The organism is Streptomyces qaidamensis (assembly GCF_001611795.1).
GTDB classification, from domain to species: domain Bacteria; phylum Actinomycetota; class Actinomycetes; order Streptomycetales; family Streptomycetaceae; genus Streptomyces; species Streptomyces qaidamensis.
In genome coordinates this window covers 839,807-856,819 of the sequence record NZ_CP015098.1, presented here as the reverse complement: position 1 = coordinate 856,819, position 17,013 = coordinate 839,807, and the positions used below count along the sequence as shown (strand labels likewise).

The following is a 17,013-nucleotide window of genomic DNA, read 5'->3' as shown; positions in this document are numbered from 1 at the left end:
GAGGTCTTACCAAGGCGCGCCGGCTTGTCCTACCATGGGCCGAACGAATGGTCGGTTGGGAAGTGGGACGGATGGATACGACACGCTCCAGCCCCGCGGGGGCGGACGGCGCCGAGCCGGATCTCCAGCAGCACTTCGACGGGACGATCGCGCGGGACCAGCGGATCGAGCCCCGCGACTGGATGCCGGAGGGCTACCGGAAGACACTGATCCGGCAGATCGCGCAGCACGCGCACTCGGAGATCATCGGCATGCAGCCGGAGGGTGAGTGGATCACCCGCGCACCGTCGCTGCGCCGCAAGGCCATTCTGTTCGCCAAGGTCCAGGACGAGGCCGGGCACGGGCTGTACCTGTACTCGGCGGCGGAGACGCTGGGCGCCGACCGCGCCGACCTCACCGAGCGGCTGATCGAGGGCCGCCAGAAGTACTCGTCGATCTTCAACTACCCGACACTGAGCTTCGCGGACGTCGGCGTGATCGGCTGGTTCGTGGACGGCGCCGCGATCTGCAACCAGGTGCCGCTGTGCCGCTCCTCGTACGGACCGTACGCACGCGCCATGGTGCGGATCTGCAAGGAGGAGTCGTTCCACCAGCGGCAGGGCTACGAGTTGCTGATGACGATGATGCGCGGAACCCCGGAGCAGCGCGAGATGGTGCAGGACGCCGTGAACCGCTGGTGGTGGCCGTCGCTGATGATGTTCGGCCCGCCCGACGACGCCTCGCCCAACTCCGCGCAGTCCATGGCCTGGAAGATCAAACGGCACAGCAACGACGAACTGCGCCGGCGCTTCGTCGACATGACCGTCCCGCAGGCCGAGAAGCTCGGTGTGACGCTCCCCGACCCGGAGCTGCGCTGGAACGAGGAGCGGGGCCACCACGACTTCGGCACGCCCGACTGGGACGAGCTGATGCGGGTCATCAAGGGCGACGGCCCGTGCAACGACCAGCGGATGGAACGGCGCCGCACGGCCCACGAGGAGGGCTCCTGGGTGCGCGAGGCGGCCACCGCCCACGCCGCCAAGCAGGCGGCCCGCGAGCGGAAGGGAGCGGTGGCATGACCGCCGACAAGCAGGACTGGCCGCTGTACGAGGTGTTCGTGCGCGGCAAGCGCGGCCTGAACCACGTCCACGTGGGCTCGCTGCACGCCGCCGACGACCGCATGGCGCTCACCCACGCCCGCGATCTCTACACCCGGCGCAACGAGGGCGTCTCCATCTGGGTCGTGCGCTCCGAGCACATCGCCGCCTCCACCCGCGACGAGAAGGACCCCTTCTTCGAGCCCAGCGCCGACAAGGTCTACCGGCACCCGACCTTCTACGACATCCCCGACGACGTCCCCCACATCTGAAGGACAGGGCATGAGCGACGACCACGTCTACATGACCCTCGCCGAGGGTCACGAGGACGACACCCGCTGGGCCTACGGCACCGGCTTCGAGGACCCCCTGCACGGCGTCGACACCACGGTGCCCGACGACGTGGACGCCGGTGAACTGGCCGCCCTCTGCGTCACGCTGGCCGACGACGCCCTGGTCTCCGCCCAGCGGCTCGCCGAGTGGACCACCCGCGCCCCCGAGCTGGAGGAGGAGGTGGCGCTGGCCAACATCGGGCTCGACCTGCTCGGCCAGGCCCGCCTGCTGTACTCCCGCGCGGGCCAGGTCGACGGCACCGGCCGCGACGAGGACGCCTACGCCTACTTCCGCGACGCCGGCGACTTCCGCAACGTGCGCCTGGCCGAACTCCCCAACGGCGACTTCGCGTTCACCGTCGTGCGGCTGCTGGTGCTCGCCAGCTGGCGCCTCGCGCACTTCGAGCGGCTCACCGCCCACGGCGACCCGGTGCTCGCGGCGATCGCCGCCAAGGGCGTGAAGGAGCTGGCCTACCACCGCCAGTACGCGGCCGAGTGGGCCGTGCGCCTGGGCGACGGCACCGAGGAGTCGCACCGCCGGATGCGCAAGGCGCAGGAGCAGGTGGCGCCCTACCTGGGCGAGCTGTTCACGGCGTACGACGTCCGGGACGAGGTCGTCGCGGTGCTGCGTCAGGTCACCGAGGCGGCCGGGCTGCCCATGCCCGTCTACCGCCCGCTGCCCGGCTCGGGCCGCACCGGGGAGCACACCGAGCATCTCGCCCCGCTGCTGGCCGAGTTGCAGGGTGTGGCCCGCGCCCACCCGGGGGCGACATGGTGACGGCACTCCTGGACGCGCGACGGGCCCGGCGCATCGCCGAGCAGGTGCCCGATCCCGAACTGCCCATGCTCACCCTGGCCGACCTCGGAGTGCTGCGCGAGGTGTCACTGACCGAGGACGGCACGGTGGTCGCGAGCCTGACCCCGACCTACTCGGGCTGTCCAGCGATGGCGGAGATGCGCGCGGGCGTGGCCGCCCGGCTGCGCGAGGCGGGGTACGCGCGCGTGGAGATCCGCACGGTCCTCGACCCGCCGTGGAGCAGTGACTGGATCACGGCCGCCGGCCGGCGCAAGCTCGCCGAGCACGGCATCGCCCCGCCCGGCGCAGCGCCCGCGCACGCCGCCGGCCCGGTCCCGCTCGTCCTGTCGGCGACCCGCCGCTCGGTGCCCTGCCCCCGCTGCGGTCACCCCGACACCGAGGAGACCTCCCGCTTCGGCGCCACGTCCTGCAAGTCCCTGTGGCGCTGCCTCGCCTGCCGCGAGCCGTTCGAGTACGTCAAGGAGATCTGATGGAGGACCTGATGGAGCCGGCCCCCGCCCCGGCGCCGCGCCCGCGTGCCCGCCGACGTCCGGTCTTCCACCCCCTGCGGGTCGCCGCCGTGCAGCCGCTGTGCGAGGACGCGGCAGCCGTCAGCTTCGACATCCCGGCCGAGCTGGCCGAGGAGTTCACCTTCGCGCCCGGCCAGTCCCTTACCCTGCGCCGCGACATCGACGGCCGGGACGAGCGCCGCTCCTACTCGATCTGCGCCCCCGCCGGCACGGCACCGCGCATCGGCGTCCGGGTGGTGCCGGGCGGCCTGTTCTCCTCCTGGCTGGTGCGGGACGTACGCCCCGGCGACACCGTGCAGGTCATGGCGCCCACCGGCGCCTTCACCCCCGACCTGACCACCCACGGCCACCACGTCCTGATCGCCGCCGGCTCCGGCATCACCCCCATGGTCTCCATCGCCGAGTCCGTCCTGGCCGCCGACTCCCGTTCGCGCGTCACCCTCCTCTACGGCAACCGCCGCACCGGCACGGTGATGTTCGCCGACGAACTCGCCGACCTGAAGGACCTCTACCCGACGCGGTTCCAACTCGCCCACGTCCTGTCCCGCGAGCCCCGCGAGGCCGAGGTGCTGTCCGGCCGCCTCGACGCCGAGCGGCTCTCCGCCCTCGTGGACGCCCTGGTCGACGTGGAGTCCGCCGACCACTGGTGGCTGTGCGGCCCGCACGGCATGGTCCGCGCCGCCCAGGAGGTCCTCACCGGCCTCGGCGTCCCCGCCGACCGCGTCCACCAGGAGCTCTTCTACGCCGACGACGAGCCCGTCCGCGAGGTCCACCACGCCGAGAGCGGCCCCACCGGCCCGGTCAGCCAGGTCACCGTCACCCTCGACGGCCGCTCCACCACGTCCCCGCTGCCCCGCGACCGCACCATCCTGGAAGGGGCCCAACAGACCCGCCCCGACCTGCCCTTCGCCTGCAAGGGCGGTGTCTGCGGCACCTGCCGCGCCCAGGTCACCGACGGCAAGGCCGACATGCGCCGCAACTTCGCCCTCGAACCGTCCGAGGTCGACGCCGGCTACGTCCTCACCTGCCAGTCGTTCCCGGTGTCCGGGGAGCTGACGGTGGACTTCGACACCTGATCCCCCGGGTGGTGCGCCGCCCTCCGGCCCCAGGCCTGGGCGGGCGCTTCGACGTACCGGTGGGTCAGCACGCACAGGGGCAACAGCACGGCGAGGAAGGCCACTTCGTGTACGAGGCTGTCCTGCCGCCGTCGGCCCACGGTGCCGTCGACCGCCGCCAGCAGCACCGGATGCACCAGATAGACCGAGTAGCTGATCGTGCCGAGACCGGTCAGCGGCACCGGTATGCGGCGGTGGCGCGACGCCGACGCGGCCGCGAAGGTGAGCACGGCCAGCAGGAAGGCCACGATCCAGCCCCGCCGGGTGAAGTGGTGGCCGTCGCCGTACCGGTAGGCACTGGCCACGGCACCCCCGACCACCAGGACGGCGGTGCCCGCCGCGCACCGCCAGGTGATCAGGCCGTGTTCGGCACGGTGGACGGCCGTACCGAGGAACATCACGGCCAGGATCACCAGGCCCTCCCACAGGGGGACCGTGCCGTTGAACACAACCAGGACGAGCGCCAGGGCTCCGCCCAGCACACCGCCGAACAACCGCAGTCCGGGTGACCCGGCGCTCGCACAGCAGAGGGCGGCCCCCATGCCGATCGACGCACACGCGATCAGAGGGCCGGAGCCGACCGCACCCGACAGGGCGGAGACCGGCAGCCCGGCTCCTGCCGTGACGCTCACCGCCGCGAGCACGGCGAAGACGACGGCGACCGCCGCGGACCGCTGATGCTGCCGCACCGTGAAGAGCGCGACGACCAGCAGGTAGAAGCACATCTCGTACGACAGCGTCCACAGGACGAGCAGCAGATTCGGCGTCCCCAGCAACTCCTGGAGCAAGACGGCGTGTGCCACGGCCACGGCGACCACGCTCTGCCCGTCGAAGCCCCGTACCTCGGCGAGACCGAGAAAGTCGATGACGAGGAGCCCCCCGACGACAGCCGCCCACAGCGGGTAGATCCGGAAGACCCGCCCGATCCAGAACGCCCGGACACAGCCCCGGCGTTCCAGCGACGCCGGGATGATGTAGCCGCTCACCAGGAAGAACACCATGATGCCGTAGCGACTGGTGTTGAACTGCGGCATCAACTCCCCGCGCAATTCCGGCATGAAGGTGTGCGACGAGTGGTCGAACACCACGACGAGTGCCGCGAGTCCGCGCAGCGCGTCGAGCCGGCCCAGCCGCCCGCTCACCGTGTGCAGGGCTTGACCTCGTAGTGCTCGATCTCGTCCCTGGGAACCGGCTCGCCCCAGGAGTTCTCGATCACCAGCGTGCTGCCGCGGCGCAGGGTGACGGGCCAGGCGCGGATGGGGTCGCCTTCGGCGGTGAGGACCATGACCCGGGGGATCTCCCACGAACTGCACATGTCCCCGGGAGCGACCACGTCCACCCGAATGCCCCACGGGCGCATGCGTTCGGCGAGTTCCAGCTGGTCGTCGATGCCGAAGCCCTGTTTGCTGACGGTGAGTTCGACACTGCCGTCGTCGTGGCGTGCCACCGCGAACGCGCTGGGTTCGGCGGGCGAGCCGGGCATCGTCACCGTGGCGGCCAACGCCGCCGCGCAGGCCGCCAGCATGACGATGCGGACCGGGGCGAACCGGCGGCGCACCGGAGCCGTCGTCGTGCCGGTGTCCGCTCCGGACCCGGCTCCGCGCAGCTCGATCTCCTTCTTCAACTCACCCAGCAGCCGGTCCTCGAACGTCGTCCTCGTGCTCATGCTTCCCCCCTCGCGACGTGCACCAGCGATGCCTCCGCCGTCTGTGCGGTCCGGCAGTCCGTCTCCTCGCGCAGCGCCTTGCGCGCCCGGTGCAGCCGGACCCGGGCCGTGACCTGGCGGATGCCCAGGGCGGCCGCGGCCTCGGTGACCGTGAGCTGATCGACCGCGACCAGTTCCATGACGGCCCGCTCGCCCTCGGGGAGCATCGCCAGCGCGGCCAGGACGCGCCGCCCGGGGCTCTCCGCGTCGAGCTTGTCCTCGATGCGGGCGATGTCGTCCGGCTCCAGCAACCGCCGCCCCGAGATGCGCAGATCGCGTGCGGTCTCCCGGGCGACCCGGCGGCGCTCCGACGACACGACGTTACGGGCGATGCCGTACAGCCACGCCGTTTCGCTGCCGAGGTGCGGGCGGTAGGTGCCGGCCGAGTCGAGAACGGCGAGGAAGATCTCGGCCGTCAGATCGGCCGCCGTGTGCGGGTCGTCCACTCGCCGGGCCACGAAGCGCAGCACCGCGTCGACATGGCGCCGGTAGAAGTCCTCGAAGAGCCGCGGGTCGCCGACTGCCGCAGCGGGCCCACTCCGTAACCGTTCCGCGTCGTCCACCGATGTCCCCTTCTCGTCGACAGGTGCCTGTCACTTGTTCTTGGAACGGGACGGGCGAAGCGTTACAGGGGATGCGGCCCCCGGTCGGCGCGCAGGACCCGCAACGCCGTGAGGGCCACGTGGAGTTCGGTGCGGCGCTCGCCGGATTCGAGGTCGGTGTCGAGGAGGCGCTCGATGGTGCGCAGCCGCTGGTACAGGGTCTCCCTGGACAGGCCGCCGCGACGGGCCGCCGTGGTTTTGTTGCCGGCGGCGTCGAGGTAGTGGCCCAGGGTCGCCAGCAGGTCGGTACCGTGCCGGGTGTCGTGGTCGATGAGCCGGCCCAGCCGGCGCTCCGTGTAGTCCTGGATCCGGGTGTCCTCGCGCAGCGCGTACAGCAGCCGGGGCAGGCCGATGTCCGGCAGCTCGTGGAAGGAACGGTCCGCGGGGAGGGGCTGGCCGGGCGGGGTGGCCTCTATGACCCGGGCCGCCTCCCGGAACGAGCGTGCGCTGTCGGCGAGATCCGCCACCTCCGAGCCCACGCCGACGATCGCCTCCGGCGCCAGCGCCAGCGCGGTGCGGCTGAGGCGTTCGGCCACGGGCCGCCAGGGCTGGGCAGGCCGCAGGGCCAGCAGGACACCCAGGCGGCGCGGGGACAGTTCGCCGACCAGCGCCGGGACCCCGGCCGACCGCAGCTCCCGGTGCAGTCGGGTCTCCGGCTCGGCGCCCGCCCCTCCGGGTCCCAGATCCACGAGGACGGCCAGGAAGACGCCGGCCTCCGTGGGCAGACCCAGCGCGGCGCAGCGGGCCCGGACGTCCTCGGCGGGGTGGCGTTGCTCCGCCAGCTCGCGCAGGGCGTTGCGGTGGGCCGTGTGCTCCCATGGCGTGGAGTGGATGAGCCGGGCCACGGTCAGGGCCATCGCCGTCCGCTCCAGCACGGTGACGTGCTCCGGACCGAAAACCGGCCCGTCGGCGGGCAGCATGGCCAGTCGCCCCCAGCGTTCGCCCTGGTAGGAGACGGGGGCGGTGAGCCACCCCTCCGGGCCGCCCACCTCGGTGCGGTCGCCGGGCTCGGCCGCCCGGGAGCGCCGCTCCCAGTCCCCGAGCGCCTCCTCCACCGTGCTCCCCGAGGGCTCGCAGATCAGCGCCTGGTGCACCAGGTTCTCCAGCACGACCGTCCGGCCGCTCATCTCCGCCGCCGCGCGCACCACGTCCTCCGGCCCCGCCCCGCGCAACGTCAGAGCCGTGAAGGCCTCGTGGATCCGCTGCGTCCGCCGCATCGCGTCGGTCTGGTTGCCGAGGATCAGCGCGTGCACGACCTGGGTGACCTCCAGGAAGTTGACGTCCCGGGCGAGGGTGACCAGGGGCAGCCCCCGGGCCCGGCACGCCTGCACGAGGGCGTCGGGCGGCCGGTGGTAGCGGCGTACGAGTTCGATGACCAGGGCGGCAGCCCCCACCTCGGTGAGTTCGTCGACGTACCGGCGGACCCCCGCGGCGTCCTCGGGCAGCGGCATGCCCGTCGTCAGGACCAGCTCGCCGCCCTTGAGGAAGGAGGCCGGGTCCGTCAGCTCGGTGATGTGAACCCAGCGCACCGGCCGGTCCAGCTCGGTCAGGCCCGTGACGACCTGGGGCTGTCCGGCGGCCAGGACCGGCAGGGCGAGGACGTCGGCCAGGGTCGGTGCGCGACCGGCCGGGGCGGAGTCACGGCCGGCCGGCGGGGGGTGAACGGTCACGGGGCCTCCCTGCGTGCCCGGTCACTCTGACAAGCGGGGCTGACCTGCGCAAGAGCTGTCCACCGGAGGGGCAGGCGGTGCCTGGGGGGTCCGGCGGTTGACACAACGTCCGAACAACGGGTTCCGGCTGGACAGATCACGCGTTGTCGCGTTTCGCGGCGGCTTGGATGCTCGGTAACCGGAGCTGAGCCAAGCAACCAGACCTCGTCGTACGGCCGGGAGACACCATGACCGCACTGTCGCCGCACCTTCGCCAGGCCACGCCCGTCGTGGCGGACCGGGGCGAGGGCGTCCACCTCTACGGTGAGGACGGCCGCCGCTACCTCGACTTCACCGCCGGCATCGGCGTCACCAGCACCGGGCACTGCCACCCCAAGGTCGTGGCGGCGGCACAGGAGCAGGTGGGCACGCTGATCCACGGCCAGTACACGACCGTCATGCACCAGCCGCTGCGCCGCCTGGTCGACAAGCTGGGCGAGGTGCTGCCGGCCGGCCTGGACAGCCTGTTCTTCACCAACTCCGGCAGCGAGGCCGTCGAGGCGGCGCTGCGGCTGGCCCGCCAGGCCACCGGCCGGCCGAACGTCATCGTCTGCCACGGCGGCTTCCACGGCCGTACGGTCGCCGCCGCCTCCATGACCACCTCCGGCATCCGCTTCCGGTCCGGGTTCTCGCCGCTGATGAGCGGCGTGGTCGTCACCCCGTTCCCGACGGCCTTCCGGTACGGCTGGGACGAGGAGACCGCCACCCGCTTCGCCCTGAAGGAACTCGACTACACCCTCCAGACGATCTCGTCGCCCGCAGACACGGCAGCGATCATCGTCGAGCCGGTCCTCGGCGAGGGCGGCTACGTGCCCGCGAACCGCGCCTTCATGGAGGGCCTGCGGGAACGGGCGGACCGGCACGGCTTCCTGCTGATCCTCGACGAGGTGCAGACCGGAGTCGGCCGCACCGGCCGCTTCTGGGGCCACGACCACTTCGGCGTCACCCCCGACATCCTCGTCACCGCCAAGGGCCTGGCCAGCGGTTTTCCCCTCTCCGGCATCGCCGCCTCCGAGGAACTGATGACCAAGGCCTGGCCCGGCTCGCAGGGCGGCACGTACGGCGCCAACGCCGTGGCCTGCGCCGCCGCCTGCGCGACGCTCGACGTCGTACGCGACGAGAAGCTCGTCGAGAACGCCGAGGCCATGGGCAAGCGGCTCCGCCAGGGCCTGGAGGCCGTGGCCGACCGGACCCCGGGCATCGGCGACGTCCGCGGCCTCGGCCTCATGCTCGCCACCGAGTTCGTCACCGAGGACGGCAGCCCCGACTCCGAGACCGCGGCCCGCGTGCAGCGCGCCGCGATCGACGAGGGCCTGCTCCTGCTGCTGTGCGGCGCCTCGAACCAGGTCGTCCGCATGATCCCGGCACTCGTGATCGACGAGGCGGGCGTCGACGAGGGCCTTCAGGCCTGGACGAACGCGGTCGAGGCCGGCACGTCGGGAGCCGGAGAGCGATGACCACCGCCACCCGCGACCTGGCGGGTCTCAAGGCGCGCCTCGCCGAGTTCGCGCCCGGTCTGCGGGTGGAGACCGGGGTAGGTGCCACCGGTCCGTACGCCTACGACGCCTCCAACTACCGTGTGCCGCCGCGGGCGGTGGCCTTCCCGCGCACAGCCGACGACGTGGTCGCGGTGCTGCGGGCCTGCCGTGAGGCGGGTGTGCCGGTCACGGCCCGGGGCGGCGGCACGAGCATGGCGGGCAACGCCGTCGGGCCGGGGGTGGTGCTGGACTTCTCCCGGTACATGAACCGGATCCTGGACATCGACGTCGAGGCGCGCACGGCGCGGGTCGAGGCGGGGGTGGTGCTGGACGCGCTGCGCTCCGCCACCGCGTTGCACGGGCTGGACTTCGGCCCGGACCCGTCCTCGCACAGCCGCTGCACCCTCGGCGGGATGATCGGCAATGACGCGTGCGGGAACCGGTCGGTGCGCGACGGGCGGACCAGCGGGCATGTGGTGTCGCTGGAGATCGTGACGGCTGACGGCGTGCGGGCCGTCGCCGACCACGCAGGGCTGCACCCGGTCGATCCTGGCGATGCCGGGCCGGTCGCCCGGCTGGAAGCCGATCTCAAGCGTCTGGTCGGTGAGAACCTGGCGCTGCTCCGGACCGAGCTGGGCCGCATCCCGCGGCAGGTCTCGGGTTATCAGCTCCACCACCTCCTGCCGGAGAACGGCTTCGACCTGGCCCGCGCCCTGGTGGGCACCGAGGGCACCTGTGCGGTCGTCACCGCCGCGACGGTCCGCCTGGTGGCGACCGCACAGGCATCCACCCTGCTGACCCTGGGCTACGAGGATGTGGTCCAGGCGGCTGAGGACGTGCCGGAGATCCTGCGCTTCTCGCCGAGTGCGGTGGAGGGAATGGACGAGGCGATCGTCGCCACCATGCGCGCCCGCCGCGGGGCCGATTCCGTCACCGGCCTGCCCGAGGGGCGGGCCTGGCTGTATGTCGAGCTCGAAGGCGACGACCAGGCCGAGGTGAACGCGCGGGCCGCCGAGTTGCTCGGCGTACTGAAGGACCTGGGGCGGCTGACCGGGGGCCGGGTCGTGCAGAGCCCGGCGGAGCGACGGTCGCTGTGGCGGGTGCGCGAGGACGGGGCCGGGCTCGCCGCCCGGCTCGTCGACGGCGGGGAGTCCTGGCCGGGCTGGGAGGACGCGGCCGTCGCCCCGGAGAATCTGTCCGCCTACCTGCGCGGCTTCCGCAAGCTGCTCGCCTCCCACCAGCTGACCGGTGTGCTGTACGGGCACTTCGGCGCCGGATGCGTCCACGTGCGGATCGACTTCGACCTGGCCAGCGAGACGGGCCGGGAGGTCATGCGCCGCTTCCTCACCGAGGCCGCCGCGCTGGTCGTCGAGCACGGCGGCACCCTGTCGGGTGAGCACGGTGACGGACGCGCCCGCAGCGAACTGCTGAAGGTCATGTACAGCCACCGCATGATCGCCGCGTTCGCCGCGTTCAAGCAGGTCTTCGACCCCCACGGGCTGCTCAACCCCGGGGTGATCGTCGATCCCGCGCCGCTCGACGCCGACCTCGCGCTGCGCGAACTTCCTTTGGTAGAAGCCAAGTTCACCTTTCCGCATGACGAGGACGGCTTCGCCGGTGCGGTGCGCCGGTGTGTCGGTGTCGGCCGTTGCCGCAGTGACGCGGGCGGGGTGATGTGCCCGAGCTATCGGGCCACGGGCGAGGAGAACGACTCCACCCGCGGCCGGGCCCGCATGCTCCAGGAGATGGTCCGCGGCGAGACAGTGACAGAGGGCTGGCGCTCCACCGAGGTGCGCGACGCCCTCGACCTGTGCCTGTCCTGCAAGGCCTGCTCCAGCGACTGCCCGGTGGGTGTCGACATGGCCACCTACAAGGCCGAGTTCCTCCACCAGCACTACAAGGGCCGCCTGCGCCCCCGCTCCCACTACTCCCTCGGCTGGCTGCCGAAGACCTCGGCCCTGGCCGGATACGCCGCCCGCCCGCTCAACCTGCTGCTGCGCGGCCCGCTCGGCAAGCTCCTGGCCCGCCTGGGCGGCGTCACCACCCAGCGCAGGATCCCCGCCTTCGCCTCCCGCCGCACCCTGCGCAAAACCCTCCAGGCGGCGAAACCCAGCGAACCGGCCAAGGCCATCCTCTTCGTCGACAGCTTCACCCGCGCCTTCCGCCCCCAGGTCGCAGGAGCCGCGAGCCGGGTGCTCGCCGACGCCGGAATCCCCTGCACCCCCCAGGACGGCTTGTGCTGCGGACTGACCTGGGTCAGCACCGGCCAGCTCGCCACGGCCCGCAAGATCATGGACCGCACGGTCACCGCTCTCGACGACGGCGACGACCGGCCCATCATCGTGGCCGAACCCAGCTGCGCCGCCGCCCTCAAACGCGACGTACCCGAACTCCTCGGCACCGAGGCCGCCCGGCGCGTGGCGGACCGCGTACAGACCTTCACCGGGGCACTGACCGATCTCGCCGACGATGGCTGGACCCCACCGCCACTGCCCCAGAACGTCGTGCTCCAGACCCACTGCCACGAGTACGCCACCTTCAAGGGCCGCCGCCCCGCCGACCTGCTGCGCCGCCTGGGCGTAGGCAGCGTCGACGAGGCCGAGGGCTGCTGCGGACTCGCCGGCAACTTCGGCTTCGAAGCCCAGCACTACGACACCTCCATCGCCGTCGCCGACCTCGCCCTCACACCGCGCCTCGACGCACTCGACGGCCGATCCGTCGTCGCCGACGGCTTCAGCTGCGCCGCCCAGATCGACCACCTCGCCGGCGACCAGGGCATCCGCGCCCTGCACCTCGCCGAACTCCTCGACCCCGCCGCCGATCAACCAGGAGAGACGACATGACCGAGGTACTGACTCAGTTGTTCATCGGCGGTGCCTGGGTGGATGCCGCGGACGGCGCCACCATGCCCGTCGACGACCCCGCCACCGGTGAGATCCTCTGCCACGTCGCCGACGCCGGCCCCAAGGACGCCCGGCTCGCCGAGGAGGCGGCCGTCCAGGCCCAGCCCGACTGGGCCGGCACAGCGCCCCGGGCACGCAGCGAGATCCTGCGCCGCGCCCACGAGCTCATCCTGGAACGCACCGACGAGCTCGCCCACCTGATGACGTCCGAGATGGGCAAGCCGCTCGCCGAGGCCAGGGGAGAGGTGGCGTACGCCGCCGAGTTCTTCCGCTGGTTCTCCGAGGAGGCCGTCCGTATCGACGGCGGCTGCGGCACCCTGCCGGACGGCCGTAACCGCATGCTGCTCTCCCGCCGCCCGGTCGGCCCCTGCCTGCTGATCACGCCGTGGAACTTCCCGCTGGCCATGGGCACCCGCAAGATCGGCCCGGCGATCGCGGCGGGCTGCACGATGATCCTCAAACCCGCCCCGCAGACCCCGCTGTCCAGCCTGGCGCTGGCCGGGATCCTCAAGGAGGCGGGCCTGCCGGACGGCGTGCTGAACGTCGTCACCACCTCCCGCGCCGGTGAGGTGTGCGAGCCGCTGCTGCGCGGCGGCCGGATCCGCAAGCTGTCCTTCACCGGTTCCACCGCCGTCGGCCGGCTGCTGCTCGCGCAGTGCGCCGACACCGTCGTGCGCACCTCGATGGAACTGGGCGGGAACGCGCCTTTCATCGTCTTCGACGACGCCGACCTGGACGTCGCCGTGGACGGGGCGATGGTCGCCAAGATGCGCAACATGGGCGAGGCCTGCACCGCCGCCAACCGCTTCTTCGTCCACCGCTCGGTCGCCGACGAGTTCGGACGGCGACTCGCCGAGCGGATGGGCGCCCTCGTGGTGGGCCCAGGCACCCGGGACGGCGTCGATGTCGGCCCGCTGATCGACGCCGCCGGGCGTGCCAAGGTGGAGGAACTGGTGGCCGACGCGGTGGAGCGCGGTGCTCAGGTGCTCGTCGGCGGGCGCACTCCGGAAGGGCCCGGCTGCTTCTACCCGCCGACCGTGCTCGCGGATGTCTCTCCCGAGAGCCGTCTGATGGACACGGAGATCTTCGGCCCGGTCGCCGCGATCCTCACCTTCGACGACGAGGACGAGGTCCTGCGCCGAGCCAACGACACCCCCTGGGGTCTCGTCGGTTATGTCTTCACGCAGGGTCTGGACCGCGGTCTGCGCGTCAGCGAAGGACTGGAGGTGGGCATGGTGGGTCTGAACACCGGCCTCGTCTCCAACCCGGCGGCTCCGTTCGGCGGGGTCAAGCAGTCCGGGCTCGGGCGTGAGGGCGGCCGGGTGGGGATCGACGAGTTCCTGGAGTACCAGTACGTCGCTGTGCCCGTGCGGTGACGATGCCACCGCCGAGGCGGCCCGCCTCCCCTGACATCGCAGAAGGGCACCGCTGCGTGGACGCCCTCGCGGCAGTGGTGCGCAGGCCGCGGGCCTGATCACGAGGTAGCCATGCCCCCTGGTGCCGGTCGCACCAGGGGGCATCGCGCTATGCGCCCAGTCGGCGCCCTGTGATCTCCGCTGCCGTGCCGGCGACCAGGCTGCCCCACTCGTCCAGCCGGTCCGCGTCGTAGCGGGAGTCGGGCATGGAGACGGCCACGGAGGCCAGCGGTCTGCCGTCCTCGTCCAGGACGGGCGCGGCGATCGCGCAGACATCGGGACGGTACTGGTTGCGGTTGAGGGCGTAGCCGTCGGCGCGCACCCGCTTCAGTTCGGCACGCAGCCCGACCGGATCGACCATCGTCGCGTCGCTGTAGCGCTCCAGCCCGTGCTCGACCAGTTCGTTCACGTCCGAGGGCGGCAGGTGGGCCAGGATGGCGCGCCCGGTCGCGGTGGCGTGCAGGGGAGAGGTGTCGCCGATCGTGTAGTACGTCCGCACCGCGTGCGCGCAGTCCACCCGGTCCACGACGACCATGCACTGCAACGCGTCCGGCACCGACAGATGGATGGTTTCGTTCAGCGCGTCCCGCAGCCGGATCATGGGTTCTCGCGCCGCCGCGAACAGGCTTGAGCCCTGGAGCGCCGCCGGGCGTACGGCGAGTACCCGGGCGCCGATCTCCCACCGGGTGGTGTCCTGGCGGTTCGCCCGCAGCCAGCCCGCCTCGTTCAGGGTGAGCAGCGTGCGCTGGACCGTCGACTTGGGCAGCCCGAAGAGCTTCGTCAACTCGCCCACCGTCACGGGCTGGTGGTGGGCCACCGCCTCCAGGACACGCAGCGACCTGGTCACACTCTTCATTTCCACAGGGGGCACCGTCAGTTCTCGTTCGCCGGTCTCACCACTTGACTCCGTCCGGAGCCACGAGGCATGATCGTGCCGGATTCTAGCATGGCGTTCCACTATATGGCATGCTCGGGAATCCGCGCCCCCGCGGTGATGAACGGTGGTAGCGCCCTGACCGCGCCTGCCCTCCGCGGGGCAGCCCCCTGTGCCCGGCCTTCCCCCCGGCCGGGCACAGGGTGGCGACACCGGCCGCGACGCGAAGAGCCCCGACGCGACAGATGCGAACGTGAAAAGGACCGGCCCCTGAGGGCCGGCCCTTTGTGATGTCGTGCTGTCGTTCAGGCGCCCAGCCGGCGCCCTGTGATCTCCGCTGCCGTGCCGGCGACCAGGCGGCCCCACTCGGGCAGCCGGTCCTCGTCGTAGCGGGAGTCGGGCATCGAGATGGCCACCGTGGCCAGCGGGGTGCCCTCCTCGTCGAGGACCGGCGCGGCGATCGCGCACACGCCCGGCCGGTACTGGTTGCGGTTCACCGCGTAGCCGTCGGCCCGGATCCGGTCCAGCTCGGCGCGCAGTTCGTCGGGGTCCGCGGGCGTCGTGTCGCTGTAACGCTCCAGGCCCTGCTCGATGAGTTCCTCGACGTCCTGCTTCGGCAGCTGTGCCAGGACGGCGCGCCCGGTCGCGGTGGCGTGCAGGGGCGAGGTGTCGCCGACGGTGTGGAACGTCCGTACGGCGTGACCGCAGTCCACGCGGTCCACCACGACCATGCATTGCAGGGCGTCCGGCACCGACAGGTGGATCGTCTCGTTCACCGCGTCCCGGAGCCGGACCATGGGCTCGCGCGCGGCGGCGAACAGGCTGGACCCCTGGAGTGCGGCGGGCCGTACGGCCAGGACGCGGGCGCCGATCTCCCAGCGGGTGGTATCCCTGCGGTTGGCCCGCAGCCAGCCGGCCTCGGCCAGCGTGACCAGCGTGCGCTGCACGGTCGACTTCGGCAGGCCGAAGATCTTCGTCAATTCCCCCACGGTGACCGGCTGATGCTGGGCGACCGCCTCCAGGATGCGCAGCGACCTGGTGACGCTCTTCATTTCCATCCGGTTTCCCCCTGTTAATCCTCGGAATCTCTTGTGGACACCCTCTTGACTCCCTCCGGAGCCGCTGTCATTCTCTGTGCCAGATTCTAGCACAGCATTCCACAATGTGGCACGGCTCTCCGGGAGATCCGCCGGAAGATGTGAGCCGGACTCCGAGAACCGGGCGAATGCAGTCGGAGGGCCCCGAAGGGCCCGATCGCCGCCCAGACACCCTCGAATCGAACAGCCTCACGCAGGGGCTCAGCATGCGCCCCTGCGATACGAAAGGAAAGCCCCGTGTCAGCTGCCAGGAAGCGCGTCGCCGTCGTCGGCGTGGGAACGATGGGCAGTCAGGCCGCCTGGCGGCTCGCCGCCCGTGGCGCGGAAGTCGTCGCCTACGACCGCTTCGCCCCTGGTCACGACCGCAGCGCGGCCGGCGGCGAGAGCCGGATCTTCCGCAGCGCGCACTTCGAGGACTCCCGGTACGTCCCGCTGCTCAAGCACGCCGACTCGCTGTGGGAGCAGCTCCAGCAGGAGACCGGCCGCGAGCTGCGCCGCCTGACCGGCTGCCTGCTGATGGGGCCCACCGAGCACCAGCAGATGGCCACCGTCCTCCACTCCATCGCCGAGCACGGACTCGACCACGAGGCGCTCGACGCCGAGGCGATGGCCAAGCGCTTCCCGCAGCACCGGCTGCAGGACGGTGACGCGGCCGTACTGGACCGCCGTGCCGGCTTCATCCGGCCCGAGCTGACCGTCCAGACCGCCGCCCGCCGCGCCGAGCAGCTGGGCGCCCGTATCCACCGCTACACCCCGGTCCGTGAGATCGTCCCCCTCGCGAACGGGGTGGAGATCCGCACCGACGCCGGCAGCGAGCGCTTCGACACCGCCGTCGTCACCGTCGGCCCCTGGGTGAACGACCTGCTGCCCGACCTGCCGTGGGAGGTGGACATCCGCCGTCTCATCAGCGCCTGGTACGTGCCCACCACTGACGCCTGGTTCGGTGAGGAGCGCCCCGCCTTCATCCGCACGGCTCCCACGCACTGCTACGGACTGCCCTCACCGGACGGCGTCTCCGTCAAGCTCGGCCTGTCCCGCGCCCTGCACGAGCCCGCGGGCGACCCCAACGCGCTGGACCGCACCGTCCGGCCGGAGGAACTGGAGATCTTCACCGAGCTGATCCGCCGCCACATGCCCGACCTGCACCCGGACCCGACCCGCCTGGCCGTCTACATGGAGGGCTACACCGAGAGCAGCCGCCCGCTGATCGGCTCGCTGCCCGGCGCCGACGACGTCGTACTGCTCGCCGGGTTCTCCGGTCACGGCTTCAAGCTGTCGCCGGCCTTCGGTGACATCGCCGCCGACCTCGCCCTGGAGGGCCGCACCTCCCAGCCGATCGACTTCATCAGCACCCACAGCCGCACCGCGGCCTGAACGAGGT

General features: G+C 72.0%; 15 protein-coding genes. 9 read left to right on the top strand and 6 right to left on the bottom strand.

Annotated elements, in window-relative coordinates; genetic code table 11:
* Positions 1 to 71 precede the first annotated feature (71 nt).
* The 5 genes from paaA to paaE are packed head-to-tail and all read left to right on the top strand — an operon-like array spanning position 72 to position 3,810.
* A complete protein-coding gene (paaA, locus tag A4E84_RS03820) occupies positions 72 to 1,058 on the top strand; it encodes a 1,2-phenylacetyl-CoA epoxidase subunit PaaA (protein WP_062925180.1) in 987 nt (328 codons plus the stop codon).
* Positions 1,055 to 1,348 carry a 1,2-phenylacetyl-CoA epoxidase subunit PaaB gene (gene paaB, locus A4E84_RS03815; protein WP_031142175.1) on the top strand — a complete coding sequence of 98 codons (294 nt, stop codon included), beginning with the start codon at positions 1,055 to 1,057 and terminating at the stop codon, positions 1,346 to 1,348. The genes paaA and paaB overlap by 4 nt, the downstream gene beginning before the upstream one ends.
* A 10-nt stretch (positions 1,349 to 1,358) precedes the next feature.
* Entirely contained in the window at positions 1,359 to 2,186 is an 828-nt protein-coding gene (gene paaC, locus A4E84_RS03810; protein WP_062925179.1) for a 1,2-phenylacetyl-CoA epoxidase subunit PaaC, read from the top strand.
* Complete coding sequence (gene paaD, locus A4E84_RS03805) at positions 2,180 to 2,695, top strand: 1,2-phenylacetyl-CoA epoxidase subunit PaaD (RefSeq protein ID WP_062925178.1); 516 nt, start codon at positions 2,180 to 2,182, stop codon at positions 2,693 to 2,695. Before paaC ends, paaD begins: the two co-directional genes overlap by 7 nt.
* Positions 2,695 to 3,810, top strand: a complete 1,116-nt coding sequence (gene paaE / locus A4E84_RS03800; RefSeq protein ID WP_237304810.1) for a 1,2-phenylacetyl-CoA epoxidase subunit PaaE — start codon at positions 2,695 to 2,697, stop codon at positions 3,808 to 3,810. Before paaD ends, paaE begins: the two co-directional genes overlap by 1 nt.
* On the opposite strand, the gene A4E84_RS03795 is transcribed toward paaE, so the two are convergent.
* The 4 genes from A4E84_RS03795 to A4E84_RS03780 form a co-directional block, all read right to left on the bottom strand.
* Positions 3,747 to 4,991 carry an acyltransferase family protein gene (locus A4E84_RS03795; protein ID WP_237304808.1) on the bottom strand — a complete coding sequence of 415 codons (1,245 nt, stop codon included), beginning with the start codon at positions 4,989 to 4,991 and terminating at the stop codon, positions 3,747 to 3,749. The two genes, paaE and A4E84_RS03795, sit on opposite strands and share 64 nt — an antisense overlap.
* Entirely contained in the window at positions 4,988 to 5,515 is a 528-nt protein-coding gene (locus tag A4E84_RS03790; RefSeq protein WP_062925177.1) for a hypothetical protein, read from the bottom strand. Before A4E84_RS03790 ends, A4E84_RS03795 begins: the two co-directional genes overlap by 4 nt.
* Entirely contained in the window at positions 5,512 to 6,117 is a 606-nt protein-coding gene (locus A4E84_RS03785; RefSeq protein WP_062925176.1) for an RNA polymerase sigma factor, read from the bottom strand. Before A4E84_RS03785 ends, A4E84_RS03790 begins: the two co-directional genes overlap by 4 nt.
* A gap of 62 nt (positions 6,118 to 6,179) precedes the next feature.
* Complete coding sequence (locus A4E84_RS03780) at positions 6,180 to 7,826, bottom strand: PucR family transcriptional regulator (RefSeq protein ID WP_062925175.1); 1,647 nt, start codon at positions 7,824 to 7,826, stop codon at positions 6,180 to 6,182.
* Positions 7,827 to 8,053: 227 nt separating this feature from the next.
* On the opposite strand from A4E84_RS03780, the gene A4E84_RS03775 reads away from it, so the two are divergent.
* Genes A4E84_RS03775 through A4E84_RS03765 form a run of 3 tightly spaced genes read left to right on the top strand, consistent with a single transcriptional unit; the run spans position 8,054 to position 13,622 of the window.
* Positions 8,054 to 9,322: an aspartate aminotransferase family protein gene (locus A4E84_RS03775; protein WP_062925174.1), complete on the top strand. Its 1,269-nt coding sequence runs from the start codon at positions 8,054 to 8,056 to the stop codon at positions 9,320 to 9,322.
* Entirely contained in the window at positions 9,319 to 12,186 is a 2,868-nt protein-coding gene (locus tag A4E84_RS03770; RefSeq protein ID WP_062925173.1) for an FAD-binding and (Fe-S)-binding domain-containing protein, read from the top strand. Before A4E84_RS03775 ends, A4E84_RS03770 begins: the two co-directional genes overlap by 4 nt.
* Entirely contained in the window at positions 12,183 to 13,622 is a 1,440-nt protein-coding gene (locus A4E84_RS03765; RefSeq protein WP_062925172.1) for an NAD-dependent succinate-semialdehyde dehydrogenase, read from the top strand. The genes A4E84_RS03770 and A4E84_RS03765 overlap by 4 nt, the downstream gene beginning before the upstream one ends.
* Positions 13,623 to 13,770: 148 nt before the next feature.
* Here A4E84_RS03765 and A4E84_RS03760 read toward each other — a convergent pair whose 3' ends face one another.
* Complete coding sequence (locus tag A4E84_RS03760) at positions 13,771 to 14,517, bottom strand: IclR family transcriptional regulator (RefSeq protein WP_062925171.1); 747 nt, start codon at positions 14,515 to 14,517, stop codon at positions 13,771 to 13,773.
* Positions 14,518 to 14,840: 323 nt separating this feature from the next.
* A complete protein-coding gene (locus A4E84_RS03755) occupies positions 14,841 to 15,587 on the bottom strand; it encodes an IclR family transcriptional regulator (protein WP_062925170.1) in 747 nt (248 codons plus the stop codon).
* Positions 15,588 to 15,869: 282 nt separating this feature from the next.
* Here A4E84_RS03755 and solA point away from each other — a divergent pair, with 282 nt between their 5' ends.
* The gene (gene solA / locus A4E84_RS03750) at positions 15,870 to 17,006 is read left to right on the top strand and encodes an N-methyl-L-tryptophan oxidase (protein ID WP_062925169.1); all 1,137 of its coding nucleotides are present in this window, start codon (positions 15,870 to 15,872) and stop codon (positions 17,004 to 17,006) included.
* Positions 17,007 to 17,013: the final 7 nt, after the last annotated feature.